General features: G+C 64.4%; 16 protein-coding genes. 7 read left to right on the top strand and 9 right to left on the bottom strand.

What is annotated here, in order from left to right:
* The first annotated feature begins 140 nt into the window (after positions 1–140).
* From rpsA to AB0T83_RS02955, 5 genes are all read left to right on the top strand, one after another.
* A complete protein-coding gene (rpsA, locus tag AB0T83_RS02975) occupies positions 141–1,820 on the top strand; it encodes a 30S ribosomal protein S1 (RefSeq protein WP_366191405.1) in 1,680 nt (559 codons plus the stop codon).
* A 257-nt stretch (positions 1,821–2,077) separates the two neighbouring features.
* Positions 2,078–2,359, top strand: coding sequence for an integration host factor subunit beta (ihfB, locus tag AB0T83_RS02970; protein WP_193140577.1), 282 nt, complete (start codon positions 2,078–2,080; stop codon positions 2,357–2,359).
* Between the two features lie 10 nt (positions 2,360–2,369).
* Positions 2,370–2,726: a LapA family protein gene (locus tag AB0T83_RS02965; protein WP_366191403.1), complete on the top strand. Its 357-nt coding sequence runs from the start codon at positions 2,370–2,372 to the stop codon at positions 2,724–2,726.
* Between the two features lie 4 nt (positions 2,727–2,730).
* Positions 2,731–3,375: a phosphoribosylanthranilate isomerase gene (locus tag AB0T83_RS02960; protein ID WP_366191401.1), complete on the top strand. Its 645-nt coding sequence runs from the start codon at positions 2,731–2,733 to the stop codon at positions 3,373–3,375.
* Positions 3,372–3,824 carry a GNAT family N-acetyltransferase gene (locus AB0T83_RS02955; protein ID WP_366191399.1) on the top strand — a complete coding sequence of 151 codons (453 nt, stop codon included), beginning with the start codon at positions 3,372–3,374 and terminating at the stop codon, positions 3,822–3,824. Before AB0T83_RS02960 ends, AB0T83_RS02955 begins: the two co-directional genes overlap by 4 nt.
* On the opposite strand, the gene AB0T83_RS02950 is transcribed toward AB0T83_RS02955, so the two are convergent.
* The gene (locus AB0T83_RS02950; RefSeq protein WP_366191397.1) at positions 3,805–4,356 is read right to left on the bottom strand and encodes a dihydrofolate reductase family protein; all 552 of its coding nucleotides are present in this window, start codon (positions 4,354–4,356) and stop codon (positions 3,805–3,807) included. The two genes, AB0T83_RS02955 and AB0T83_RS02950, sit on opposite strands and share 20 nt — an antisense overlap.
* Before the next feature lie 203 nt (positions 4,357–4,559).
* Between AB0T83_RS02950 and trpB the strand changes: the two genes are divergently transcribed.
* Positions 4,560–5,795, top strand: a complete 1,236-nt coding sequence (gene trpB, locus AB0T83_RS02945; RefSeq protein WP_366191395.1) for a tryptophan synthase subunit beta — start codon at positions 4,560–4,562, stop codon at positions 5,793–5,795.
* On the opposite strand, the gene AB0T83_RS02940 is transcribed toward trpB, so the two are convergent.
* The 3 genes from AB0T83_RS02940 to pth form a co-directional block, all read right to left on the bottom strand.
* Positions 5,792–6,667 carry an alpha/beta fold hydrolase gene (locus AB0T83_RS02940; RefSeq protein ID WP_366191393.1) on the bottom strand — a complete coding sequence of 292 codons (876 nt, stop codon included), beginning with the start codon at positions 6,665–6,667 and terminating at the stop codon, positions 5,792–5,794. The genes trpB and AB0T83_RS02940 overlap by 4 nt on opposite strands.
* Positions 6,664–7,041: a DUF2237 family protein gene (locus AB0T83_RS02935; RefSeq protein WP_366191391.1), complete on the bottom strand. Its 378-nt coding sequence runs from the start codon at positions 7,039–7,041 to the stop codon at positions 6,664–6,666. The genes AB0T83_RS02940 and AB0T83_RS02935 overlap by 4 nt, the downstream gene beginning before the upstream one ends.
* Positions 7,042–7,133: 92 nt before the next feature.
* Positions 7,134–7,826 carry an aminoacyl-tRNA hydrolase gene (gene pth, locus AB0T83_RS02930; protein ID WP_366191389.1) on the bottom strand — a complete coding sequence of 231 codons (693 nt, stop codon included), beginning with the start codon at positions 7,824–7,826 and terminating at the stop codon, positions 7,134–7,136.
* Between the two features lie 101 nt (positions 7,827–7,927).
* On the opposite strand from pth, the gene hmuQ reads away from it, so the two are divergent.
* On the top strand, positions 7,928–8,239 hold the full coding sequence (hmuQ, locus tag AB0T83_RS02925; RefSeq protein ID WP_366191387.1) for a heme-degrading protein HmuQ: 312 nt from the start codon (positions 7,928–7,930) through the stop codon (positions 8,237–8,239).
* 72 nt (positions 8,240–8,311) lie between these two features.
* On the opposite strand, the gene ppk2 is transcribed toward hmuQ, so the two are convergent.
* From ppk2 to argF, 5 genes are all read right to left on the bottom strand, one after another.
* The gene (ppk2, locus tag AB0T83_RS02920) at positions 8,312–9,235 is read right to left on the bottom strand and encodes a polyphosphate kinase 2 (protein WP_366191385.1); all 924 of its coding nucleotides are present in this window, start codon (positions 9,233–9,235) and stop codon (positions 8,312–8,314) included.
* Positions 9,236–9,386: 151 nt separating this feature from the next.
* Positions 9,387–10,028, bottom strand: a complete 642-nt coding sequence (locus AB0T83_RS02915; protein ID WP_366191384.1) for a 50S ribosomal protein L25/general stress protein Ctc — start codon at positions 10,026–10,028, stop codon at positions 9,387–9,389.
* Between the two features lie 140 nt (positions 10,029–10,168).
* Entirely contained in the window at positions 10,169–10,624 is a 456-nt protein-coding gene (locus tag AB0T83_RS02910) for a transglycosylase SLT domain-containing protein (protein ID WP_366191382.1), read from the bottom strand.
* Positions 10,625–10,725: 101 nt separating this feature from the next.
* Positions 10,726–11,889 carry an alpha-hydroxy acid oxidase gene (locus AB0T83_RS02905; RefSeq protein WP_366191380.1) on the bottom strand — a complete coding sequence of 388 codons (1,164 nt, stop codon included), beginning with the start codon at positions 11,887–11,889 and terminating at the stop codon, positions 10,726–10,728.
* A 102-nt stretch (positions 11,890–11,991) separates the two neighbouring features.
* Entirely contained in the window at positions 11,992–12,918 is a 927-nt protein-coding gene (gene argF / locus AB0T83_RS02900; protein WP_366191378.1) for an ornithine carbamoyltransferase, read from the bottom strand.
* Positions 12,919–12,921 lie beyond the last annotated feature (3 nt).

The raw sequence follows: 12,921 nt of genomic DNA, 5'->3' as shown, positions 1-12,921 counted from the left end.
GACCATGATCTGAGCAGGGTCGGGGAAACCTCCGGCCCTTGTTCGTTCTGGACTGCGGTGCGGTGGAAGACCAACCCCAAAGACCGGCGGAGACAACCGCTCGGCCAGAAACGAAGATAGAATAGGATCTCAGAGACCGTATGGCTCAGAACACATCGATGGAGGAATTCGAAGCCCTCCTGAACGAAAGCTTCGAAATCGACACCCCCCAGGAAGGGTCGGTTGTCAAAGGTCGTGTCATCGCAATTGAAGCGGGTCAGGCCATCATCGACGTCGGCTACAAGATGGAAGGCCGTGTCGAGCTGAAAGAATTCGCAAACCCTGGCGAAGCTCCGGAAATCGAAGTCGGCGACGAGGTGGAAGTCTACCTGCGCCAGGTCGAGAACGCCCGTGGCGAAGCCGTGCTCTCGCGCGAAATGGCGCGCCGTGAAGCCGCCTGGGATCGTCTTGAGAAGGCCTATGCCGATGAGAACCGCGTCGAAGGCGCGATCTTCGGCCGCGTCAAGGGTGGCTTCACCGTCGATCTTGGCGGCGCCGTGGCCTTCCTGCCCGGTTCGCAGGTTGACGTCCGCCCGGTGCGTGACGCCGGCCCGCTGATGGGTCTGAAGCAGCCGTTCCAGATCCTGAAGATGGACCGCCGCCGTGGCAACATCGTTGTGTCGCGCCGTGCCATCCTGGAAGAAAGCCGTGCCGAACAGCGCGCCGAGGTCATCGGCAAGCTGAACGAAGGCGATGCGGTCGACGGCGTGGTCAAGAACATCACCGAATACGGGGCCTTCGTGGACCTGGGCGGTGTCGACGGCCTGCTGCACGTCACCGACATGGCATGGCGCCGTGTGAACCATCCTTCCGAGATCCTGTCGATCGGCGAAACCGTCAAGGTTCAGGTCATCAAGATCAACAAGGAAACCCACCGTATCAGCCTCGGCATGAAGCAGCTGCAGGAAGATCCGTGGGAATCGGTTCAGGCCAAGTACCCGCTGGAAACCGTCCACAAGGGCCGCGTCACCAACATCACCGACTACGGTGCGTTCGTGGAGCTGGAGCCGGGCGTCGAAGGTCTGGTGCACGTTTCCGAAATGTCCTGGACCAAGAAGAACGTCCATCCGGGCAAGATCGTGTCCACCTCGCAAGAGGTTGAGGTCATGGTTCTGGAAATCGATCCGGCCAAGCGCCGCGTTTCGCTGGGTCTCAAACAGACCATGCGCAACCCGTGGGAGCTGTTCGAAGAGAAGTACCCGGTCAACAGCGAAGTCGAAGGCGAAGTCAAGAACATCACCGAATTCGGTCTGTTCATTGGTCTCGACGACGACATCGACGGCATGGTGCACCTCTCGGATCTGACCTGGGAAGGTCGTGGCGAGGACGTGATCGGCAACTATCGCAAGGGCGATGTGGTGCAGGCCGTTGTCACCGAGATCGACACCGACAAGGAGCGTATCTCGCTCTCGATCAAGGCTCTGGGCGGCGATCCGTTTGCCGAGGCCGTGGCCGGCGTCAAGCGCGGCTCGATCATCACCGTCGAAGTGACCGCGATCGAAGATGGTGGCGTCGAAGTGTCCTACGAAGGCACCAAGTCGTTCATCCGTCGTTCGGATCTGTCGCGTGACCGGGCCGAGCAGCGCCCCGAGCGCTTCCAGGTCGGCGACAAGGTCGACGTCCGCGTCACCAACGTCGATCCCAAGACCCGCCGTCTGGGTCTGTCGATCAAGGCGCGCGAGATCGCCGAAGAGAAAGAGGCCGTGCAGCAGTATGGCTCCTCGGACTCGGGTGCATCGCTGGGCGATATCCTTGGTGCGGCGCTGAAGGGCGACGAATAATCCCATCAGGGACTGACGATTTTGGGGCGCGTCCGGGCAACCGGGCGCGCCTTTTCGATTCGCCGCATGCCGTCGGATCGGCGGCGTGGGCTGTGCGCCACGGCAGGGAATCTGCCGGAATCCCGTGGCAAGGTCCGGAAAGGCGGCCCAGAATCACCCCACAAAGTGGGAAAACCGCTTCTCAAACCGGGGGCTGGCCTTGTAGAGTGCCCGCAAGCCTCTGAGAAAAAAGAGGGATAGCCAACAGGGGACGCACCATGATCCGCTCGGAACTGATTCAGAAACTCGCGGATGAGAATCCGCATCTGTACCAGCGCGACGTCGAACGCATCGTGAATACCATCTTCGAAGAGATCATCGAGGCGATGGCGCGCGGCGACCGTGTTGAACTGCGCGGATTTGGGGCCTTTTCCGTCAAGAAGCGAGACGCGAGAGTGGGCCGCAACCCCCGCACCGGTGAATCGGTCGAGGTGGAGGAAAAACACGTGCCGTTCTTCAAGACCGGAAAACTGCTGCGCGACCGGCTGAACGGGAAATAACGGAGATCCCATGCGGACCATCAAGTATCTGTTCCTGGCCATCGTGGCGGTGCTGCTGATCACCATCGGCTTTGCCAACCGTCAATCGGTGATCCTGACACTGCTGCCCGACGACCTGGTGCCCTTCCTGAAGTTCAACTACGCGGTGTCGCTGCCGCTGTATGTTGTCGTGCTCGGCTCCATCGGTGTCGGGCTGCTGTTGGGCTTCATCTGGGAGTGGATCCGCGAATCCAAGCATCGTTCGGAAGCCGTGCATCAGCGCCGCGAAAAGGCCGTTCTCGCCAAGGAAGTCGAGAAGATGAAGGCCGACCGCAACGAAGGCAAGGACGACATCCTGGCACTGCTGGACGACAACAGGGCCGCCTGATCCCATGCCGAAGGACATTCGGGTCAAGATCTGCGGGCTGACCCGTGCGCAGGATATGGAGGCGGCTGTTTCGGCAGGCGCCTCTTTCGTTGGGCTGGTGTTCTTTCCCAAATCCCCCCGTCACGTCGAGATCGCCACCGCGCGCAAGCTGGCCCTGACGGTTCCGCCGGGGGTGGCCAAGGTGGCGCTGACGGTGAATGCCGAGGATGCGCTGCTGGACGCCATTCTGGGCGAGGTGCCGCTCGACATCCTGCAATTGCACGGATCGGAATCCCCCGAACGGATGGCCGCCGTGCGGTCGCGCAGCGGTTTGCCGGTGATGAAGGCGGTAGGCGTGGCCGAGGCCGCGGATCTGGCCGCGCTCGACACCTATGGCCGGGTGGCCGACATGCTGCTGGTGGATGCCAAGCCGCCGAAAGGGGCTGCCCTTCCGGGGGGCAACGGGCTGGCCTTCGACTGGCGCCTGCTGACCGGGCGGCGCTGGCCGGTGCCGTGGATGCTGGCGGGCGGGCTGGAGGCCGGCAACGTGGCCGAGGCGATCCGCCTGACCGGCGCGCCGATGGTCGATGTCTCCTCGGGCGTGGAATCCGCGCCCGGCTTGAAGGACGCCGCCCGCATCGCCGCCTTCGTGCAGGCCGCGCAGTCGTGACCCTGCGCTGTCGTCCCGCGCGCCGCGAAGATGTGGCGGCGGTGGTGGCCCTGTTGCACGACGACTTGCTGGGGGAAGGGCGCGAGCATCTGGCGGATCTGACGCCCTATCTTGCTGCCTTCGACGCCATGGCGGCCGAGACCGGCAACCAGTTGATCGTCGGCGAAGTTTCGGGCCGGATCGTGGCCACCTATCAGCTGATCTTCATCTCGGGCCTGTCGCACGCCGGCACCCGCCGCGCCGAGATCGAGGCGGTGCGGGTCGCCGCCAACCTGCGCGGGCAAGGGTTGGGCGCGGACCTGATCCGCGATGCCGAAGCACGGGCCCGCGCGGCGGGCTGCGGGGTGATGCAGCTGACCACCAACAAGGCCCGCACGCGCGCCCATGCCTTCTATTGCAGGCTCGGCTACACCCCCAGCCACGAAGGCTTCAAGAAGGCGCTGGCATGACCGGCCCGACGTCGAAGCATTCAAGCGCGACACCATTGCCATAGGTCGTGCCCTCGGTCCGGGTCAGCGCCACCGGCGCGGCGACCCCGGCAAACAGCGGAATGCCCGCGCCGATCAGCACCGGCGCGCGTTTCACGATCAGCCGATCGATCAGCCCCGCCGTCAGAAGCTGCCCGGCCAGATGCCCGCCGCCGCACAGATAGATCGGCCCCTCGGCGCCGGCCTTCAAGGCACGCGTGCGCTGTTCAAGCCCGTCGCGCCACCGGGTGACCTCGGCCCCGGCGGGCAGCTTCAGCGACCGGCTGACAAGGATGCTGGTCATATGCGGATAAGGGTTGGCCCCCGGCGTCAGTCCGAACTGATAGCCGAAGGTGTAGGTGTGCGTGCCCATCAGGGCGATGCGATAGCCGGCCAGACGCCCCATATAGGCGGCCACATGGGCGCCCTCTGCGGGGAACATATGGGCACGGCCCTGGGTGTCGGCGATGAAGCCGTCGGCCGAAACGGCCACGTCATAGATGATCGGGTGCATGGGAAGCTCCTGCGGTCTGTCTTCTGTCCGCCGCGTCAGCGGCTGGTTGGGCGGAAGGCTCAGAGGATCACGGGCAGGGCACTCCTGTTCTTGCTGGCCGCACCCTAGCAGGATCGGGGCGTGCGCGCTACTTTTCGCGGTGGAAATTGCCGCCCGCCGCGCGTATGCACGGCCGGTACGGCGCGTAACCAGCAGGAGCCCCCATGCCCGACGATCTGATCAACAGCTTCATGACCGGCCCGGACGAGAAAGGCCGTTTCGGCGATTTTGGCGGGCGCTTCGTGTCGGAAACCCTGATGCCGCTGATCCTGGAACTGGAAGCCCGGTACGAACACGCCAAGACCGACGACAGCTTCTGGGCCGAGATGAACGATCTGTGGACCAACTATGTCGGCCGCCCCAGCCCGCTGTATTTTGCCCCGCGCCTGACCGAGCATTGCGGCGGCGCCAAGATCTACCTGAAGCGGGACGAGCTGAACCACACCGGCGCGCACAAGATCAACAACGTGCTGGGCCAGATCCTGCTGGCCCGCCGCATGGGCAAGACCCGGATCATCGCCGAAACCGGGGCCGGGCAGCATGGGGTGGCGACGGCCACGGTCTGTGCCAAGTTCGGCCTGAAATGCGTGGTCTACATGGGCGCGCATGACGTCGAACGGCAGATGCCCAACGTCTTCCGCATGAAACTTCTTGGGGCCGATGTGGTTCCCGTGACCAGCGGTCGTGGCACCCTGAAGGACGCGATGAACGACGCGCTGCGCGACTGGGTGACCAACGTCAACGACACCTTCTATTGCATCGGCACCGTGGCCGGTCCGCATCCATATCCGGCGATGGTGCGCGACTTCCAGGCGATCATCGGCAAGGAAGCCAAGGAGCAGATGCTGGCTGCCGAAGGGCGTTTGCCCGACACGGTGATCGCGGCCATCGGCGGCGGTTCGAACGCCATGGGGCTGTTCTTTCCGTTTCTTGACGACAAGGAAGTCAACGTCATCGGCGTCGAAGCGGGCGGCAAGGGTGTGAACCTGAAGATGGAACATTGCGCCTCGCTGACCGGTGGGCGTCCCGGCGTGCTGCATGGCAACCGCACCTACCTGTTGCAGGACGACGACGGGCAGATCCTTGAGGGGCATTCGATCTCGGCGGGTCTCGACTATCCCGGCATCGGTCCCGAACACGCCTGGCTGCACGAGATCGGCCGCGCGCAATATGTTTCGATCACCGATACCGAGGCGCTGGCGGCCTTCCAGGTCTGCTGCCAGACCGAGGGCATCATCCCGGCGCTGGAGCCCAGCCATGCGCTGGCCCATGTGCTGAAGATCGCGCCGGAACTGCCTGAAGATCACATCATCTGCATGAACATGTGCGGACGCGGCGACAAGGACATCTTCACCGTCGCCAAGGCGCTTGGCGTCGAGATGAACACCGCCAGCGGCTAGGCGGGGGTCGGGTCCGCCAGGAAGTCTGCGGTCAGGCGGTTGAATTCCGCGGGGCTTTCGCGCATCGGCCAGTGGCCGGTGTCGAGCACCTGCAACCGGCCCTGTGGACAGGCCCGCGCGGCGGTCTCGACCGCCGACAGCGGCACCAGACCGTCCTCGCGCCCGTGCAGGAACAGCACCGTGGCGGCCAGCAGCGGCAATTGCGGCGTCAGAACCGTGTGCAGCGATCCTGGCCCGATCTCGCCGCGCTGGAAATCGGCGAAGGCATCGCCCGCGCGTGGAGCTTTCAGCGTTTCCAGCATTTCGTCGATCAGGTCGTCACTCACCCTGTCCGGGCGCGCGAACAGCGTCGAAACGGCCTGCTGTACCAACCAGCGGTTGCCGCCGACCAGATGCATGCCCAACGGCGCAAGCGGAAGGCGTGTGGCCAGCCATGACAACGGATGCGCCGGCGCACGGTCATGCAGGCCATAAGCCCCGGCGGCCACGATGCGATGCACCCGGTCGGGATGGTGCAGCCCCAGCCACAGCGCCACTCCCGCCCCCATCGAGATGCCGACAAAATCGGCTTTCGGCACGGCAAGATGATCCAGCACGTCCAGAAGCCATGCCCCGAGATCGGCGATCACGAACGGGCGGTTCAGACCGGCGCTGTCGCCATGTCCCGGCCAGTCCGGCGCAATCACGCGGTGGGTCCGAGCCAACTCTGGCATCAGCAGCCGCCAGGACAGCGACGCCCGGTCCAATCCTCCGCCATGCAACAGCACCACGGGCGGCGCATCTTCCGGTCCGGCGTCCATCCAGCTGACATGACGCCCGTCAATCTGCGCGTTGCAGGGCACCGGCAGACCGCCGGGATCGTGGACGTTCATTGTTCGGCCAGCGCGTGGGCTTCCAGCACTTCAATCGGCACCACATCCAGTGCGCGTTCGTGGGTGGCGGCCAGGTTGACCTTGGGGGCGCAGCCTTCGTCATGGGCCTGCAGGAAGCGGCCCGCGCACAGGCACCAGCGGTCACCGGGTTTCAGCCCGACGAAATCGACCTCGGGGCGCGGAGTGCTCAGGTCGTTGCCGACGTATTTCGAAAAGGCGAGGAATTCCGCCGTCATCACCGCACAGACGGTGTGGTTGCCGTGGTCGGTGTCACAGGTGTCGCAACTGCCATTGCGAAAATACCCGGTCAGCGGCGCGGCCGAGCAGCTGTCAAGCGCCGTCCCAAGGACATTGCGGGAAGGGGAACGTTCCAAGAATGCCTCCGTCATAAGAATGACCAAAGCCTAGCCAAATGTCGGGCACCGGCAAAGCCTGAAAACATGCACTCGGTGTGTGTATTTTTGACCTAGCGGAACCGGTCGCGCAGCTTCTGCAGCGGGTTGCGGGTGTCTTCGGGGGTCGAGGGGGCCTCGGCGGTGGCGGGCTTGTCCAGCACGGCGCGTGGCTTGGGCTGGGTGGTGGAGGAGCGCGGCGGCGCCACCCGCAGGGCGACCGCATTCATGAACCGCCCGGTGTCGCCCTCGGCCAGCGAGACCGCCCCGTCCGAGATGCCGCGCAGCAGGTCGTCCAGCCAGTCCTGATCGGCCTTGGCGAAATCCGACAGCACATAGCCCGCCACCCGATCCTTGTGGCCGGGATGGCCGATGCCCAGCCGCACCCGGCCGTAAGCCTCGCCGATGTGGGCATGCAGCGACCGCAGGCCATTGTGTCCCGCGTGGCCGCCGCCGGTCTTGACGCGTGCCTTTCCAGGCGCGAGATCCAGCTCGTCATGAAAGACCACCACGTCCGCCGGCTCCAGCTTGTAGAACCGCATCGCTTCGCCCACCGATTGGCCCGAGCGGTTCATGAAGGTCTCGGGCTTCAGCAGCAGCACCTTCTCGCGGCCCAGACGGCCTTCGGACAGCTGGCCCTGGAACTTGGCGCGGAAGGGGGCAAACCCGTGATCCCCGGCGATCCGATCCAGCGCCATGAAGCCGATGTTGTGCCGGTTCTGAGCGTATTTACCGCCCGGATTGCCCAATCCCACGAAAAGCTTCACGGCCTGCTCCTGTCCTGTCCGGCATTGACGATGGCCCCGTTCTGCCGTGAATTGGCGCCAAAGGCCAGCCATCCGGCGCATGGCCACGACAGGAGACCCCGATGTATCTGACCATGAACCGCTTCAAGGTGAAGCCCGGACAGGAAGAGGCCTTCGAACGCGTCTGGAAGAGCCGTGACAGCCACCTGAAGGCGGTGCCGGGGTTCGTGGCCTTCCACCTGCTGAAAGGCCCGCAGACAGCCGACCATGTACTCTATGCCTCGCACACCGCGTGGGACAGCGAAGCGGCCTTTCGCGACTGGACCCGGTCCGACGCCTTCCGCAAGGCCCATGCCAATGCGGGCGGCAATGCCGACCTGTACAACGGCGCACCGGAACTGGAAATTTTCGAAACCGTGCAGGCCCTGACCTGAACCTGCGTCCCTAACACAAACGCCCCGCAGCCGGTGACGGTGCGGGGCGTGTCTGTTCCGGGGTCGGCTGGCCTACAGGCCGCCGCCCAGAATGTGGTCGGACTTGTGGATCTCATGTCCGGCGCGGCCGACGATCAACGGATCGGGATCCTGCACGATCTTGCGGTCCTTGTCCGGGTAGTCCAGCGATGACAGGAAGTGCCGCATGCAGTTCAGGCGGGCGCGTTTCTTGTCATCGGACTTGATAACCGTCCAGGGCGCATCGGCGGTGTCTGTGTAGAAGAACATCGCTTCTTTCGCCTCGGTGTAGTCCTCCCACTTGTCGAGGCTCGCCTTGTCGATCGGGCTCAGCTTCCAGCGCTTCAGCGGATCGGTTTCGCGGCTTTCGAAGCGGCGGCGCTGTTCGGCGCGGGTGACCGAGAACCAGAACTTGTAAAGCTGCACGCCGGAGCGGGTCAGCATCCGTTCGAATTCCGGGGTCTGGCGCATGAATTCCAGGTATTCACCCGGCTCGCAGAACCCCATGACCCGTTCCACCCCGGCGCGGTTGTACCACGAGCGGTCATAGAGCACGATTTCTCCCGAGGTCGGCAGATGCTCCACGTAGCGCTGATAGTACCACTGGCCACGCTCGGCATCGGTGGGCTTGTTCAGGGCGACCACGCGCGCCTGGCGCGGGTTGAGATGCTCGGTGAACCGTTTGATGGTGCCGCCCTTGCCGGCGGCATCGCGGCCTTCGAACAGCAGAACGAATTTCTGCCCGGTCTCCTGCGCCCACAGCTGCACCTTCAGAAGCTCGGCCTGCAGCTTGGCCTTCTGACGCTCATAGGTGCGGCGCGTCATCTTGCGGTCGTAGGGGTATTCGCTGGACGAGTCGAAATCCGGCTTGCGTTCCACCTGTGCCGGGGCGGCCACCGGGGCCGGGGCGGCAGTGTCGGTGGTTTCAGAGGCGTCCGGTTCCACAACTTGCAGGCTCGCGGGTTTGGTTTCGGTCATGGTCACCTCCGTAATGTAAAATCCCTGCCGACCTAGCACCCTGGTCCAAAACCGTCCTTGATCTGTCGCAAAAACTTCATCTGATATGTGCCAAAAAAAAAGCGCGGCCCCGAAGGACCGCGCATCAATGCCTTTTCGAAGGGACCGAGGATTACTCTTCGGCGGCCACTTCTTCGACGGCGGCTTCTTCACCGGCTTCGTCTTCGTCATCGCTGCTGCCCAGACCGGCCGGAGCGGCAAGGTTGGCCACAACGAAATCGCGGTCGATGGTCGGCTTGGCGCCGGCCGGCACGTCGATCGACGAGATGGTGATGGTGTCACCGATCACGGTTCCAGCCAGGTCGACAACCAGCTTTTCGGGGATGTCGCCTGCGGTCACGATCAGTTCGACTTCCGGGCGCACCACGTTCAGCATGCCACCCTTCTTCAGGGCGGGGCTTTCTTCGTGGTTGATGAACTCGACCGGAATGAACAGGTTGATCTTCGAGTTCCGGTGCAGACGCATGAAGTCCACATGGGTCGGCAGGTCCTTGACGACGTCGCGCTGCACGTTCCGGCAGATCACCCGCACGTCATCGTGGCCGTCGACCTTCATGTTGAACAGGGTCGACAGGAAGCGGCCTTGCTTGAGGCTCTTCAGCAGCACGTTGAAGGGGATGTTGATTGCCAGCGGATCGGATTCGCCGCCATAGACAATGCCAGGTACTTTGCCTTCGCGGCGTGCTTGACGAGCGGCCCCCTTGCCCGTCCCCGTCCGTACCTCGGCGTGAAGATCTGGGATCTTTCCAGCCATGAGAATTCTCCTAAATTGGTGGGCATCCTCCAAGGGTGTATGCCCGGTGAAGCGGCGCTCTTAGCCGAGATCCCGCGTCTTGGAAACCCCGATTCCGGCAGATCCGGCGGGGTTTCGGGCGAAAACCGGGCCCCGGAGGGCTATCTCAGGCCGGTTTCATCCAGCAGCCCCTTGGCCTTGGCCTCGGGGTAATAGCCCTTGGCATACAGCCTGATGGCCCGGTCGGGGTCGCCCTCGGCCACCAGATAGGCGCCGTCCAGGTATTTCAGGGCATATTGCAGGTTGGTGTCCGCATCCAGTAGCCCCGTGTTGGGCCCGCTGTATCCCATCGAGCGCGCGGTGGCCGGAAGCACCTGCAGCAGCCCGTAGTAGGGTCCGTTGCGCGCGGTCGGGCGATGGGTGCTTTCGCGGATCGCGAGGCGATGCACCAACTCCCGCGGGAGGTCATAGTAGTCGGCCCAGTGATTGATGCTGGCGCGCAGTTCCGGGGTCTCGTTCGGATGCAGCGGAATCGCGGCGCGCGTCGCCTCGGGGGGCGGGGTGGCGCAGGCCGCAAGAAGGCACAGAAGGGCGCCGGTCAGGGCAGGACGAAGCATGGAAGTTGCCGTAGCTGTTTCAACTGTTGTCCAGATGCGCATTCCCTGATCTTCTGGCAAATCACGTTTTTTGGCACCAGCGGAAAGGCGCGCATCGGGCCTCAGGCCCAGCGGCCCTCAAACCCCTCGGGCACCAGCAGGATATCGCGATCCACATCGGCCAGGGTGCGCCGGCCACACAGCGCCATGGTGGTGTCCAGCTCCTTGTGGATCAGCTCCAGCGCCCTGGTCACCCCGGCCTGGCCCATGGCGCCCAGCCCGTAGACGAAGGCCCGCCCGATCATGCAGCCGCGCGCGCCCAGCGCCCAGGCCTTCAGCACATCCTGTCCGGACCGGATGCCGCTGTCGAAATGCACCTCGATCCGGTCGCCGACCGCGTCGACGATGGCGGGCAGGGCGCGGATCGAACTCAGCGCACCATCCAACTGCCGCCCGCCGTGGTTCGAGACCACTATGGCATCGGCGCCGACCTCCACGGCTTTCTTCGCATCCTCCACATCCAGGATGCCCTTCAGGATCACCTTGCCGCCCCACATGTCGATCAGCTGCCGCACCCGGTCCCAGTCCAGCGCGGCATCAAAAGCCTCCGCCGTCCAGGCACTCAGCGACGAAGGATCCGAGACACCTTCGGCATGGCCGATGACATTGCCGAACCCGCGGCGCGGCGTCCGCAGCATCTTCAGCCCCCAGCCGATCTTGGTCGCCATGTTGGCCAGCGCGGCCGGGGTCAGTTTCGGCGGCGCCGACAGCCCGTTCTTCAAATCCTTGTGACGCTGGCCATGCACCTGCAGGTCCAGCGTGATGACAATCGCCGAACAACCCGCGTCATGCGCCCGCGCCATCAGGCGCTGCATGAAGTCGTCGTCCTTCAGGGTATAGACCTGAAACCAGAACGGTTTGCGGGTGTGCGCGGCCACATCCTCGATCGAACAGATCGACAGGGTGGACAGGGTGAAGGGCACGCCGAAATTCTCCGCCGCCCGCGCCGCCAGGATCTCGCCATCCGCATGCTGCATGCCGGTCAGCCCCACCGGGGCCAGCGCCACCGGCATCGCCACCTCCTGACCCAGCATCTCGACGGCGGTGGAGCGGTTGGTCATGTCGATGGCGACACGCTGCCGGAACCGGATCTGGTCGAAATCCGTTGTGTTCTCGCGAAAGGTCTGCTGCGACCAGCTTCCGGTCTCGCAGTAATCGTAGAACATCTTCGGAACCCGGCGCCGGTACAGACGCCTGAGATCCTCGATCTCGGTGATCACGGTCATGGACCCTCCGGGTTCGTTCCGGCCCCGGCGTGCCATTCACTTCCGGCTTCGGGGCGGCAGATCTTTTTCTTGGTTCAAATACTCTCGCCGAAGGCAAGAAAGTTACACCCCCAGGCACCAGCGCATGACGGCCTTCTGGGCGTGTAACCGGTTCTCGGCCTCGTCGAAGATCACCGATTGCGGGCCGTCCATGACCGAGCTGGTGACCTCTTCCTCGCGGTGCGCCGGCAGGCAATGCATGAACACGGCCTGATCCCCGGCAGCGGCCATCAGCGCGTCGTTGACCTGATAGGGGCGCAACTGGTTGTGACGCCGCTCGCGGGTCGAGGCGGGATCATGCATCGACACCCAGGTGTCGGTGACCACCAGATCGGCCCCGGCCACGGCCTTGAACGGATCGCGTTCGATGCGGATGTCGGATCCGGCCGCCCGCGCCGCCGCCACGAATTCGGCTTCGGGGTCCAGCGGCTCCGGCCCGGTGAAGGTCATGTCGAAGCCGAACTGCCCCGCCGCGTGCAGGAACGAGGCGCAGACGTTGTTGCCATCCCCGGCCCAAACCACACGCTTGCCGGCGATCGGGCCGCGATGCTCCTCATAGGTCAGGATGTCGGCCATGATCTGGCAGGGGTGGGTGCGGTCGGTCAGCCCATTGATGACCGGCACCGAGGCGTGTTCGGCCAGTTCCAGCAGCGTCGATTCCTGAAAGGTGCGCAGCATGATCAGATCCACATAGCGCGACAGCACGCGGGCGGTGTCGGCAATGGTCTCGCCGTGGCCCAGTTGCATTTCCGAGCCCGACAGCACCAGGGTTTCGCCGCCCAGCTGCCGGACGCCGACGTCAAAGCTGACACGGGTGCGGGTCGAGGGCTTTTCGAACACCAGCGCGACCATCTGGCCTTCAAAAGGCGTTTCGGGGTCGCGGGTGCCCTTGGGCAGACCGGCGCGGGCGGCTTTCATCGCCGCGGCCTGATCGAGGATCCCGCGCAATTGCGCCGGGTCGGTGGTATGAATGTCCAGGAAATGGGGCATGGG

It is taken from the genome of Meridianimarinicoccus marinus, assembly GCF_040689105.1.
Classification (GTDB): Bacteria; Pseudomonadota; Alphaproteobacteria; order Rhodobacterales; family Rhodobacteraceae; genus Meridianimarinicoccus; species Meridianimarinicoccus marinus.
Note: the sequence above shows the minus strand (reverse complement) of the source record. Positions and strands in the feature narration are given on the sequence as shown.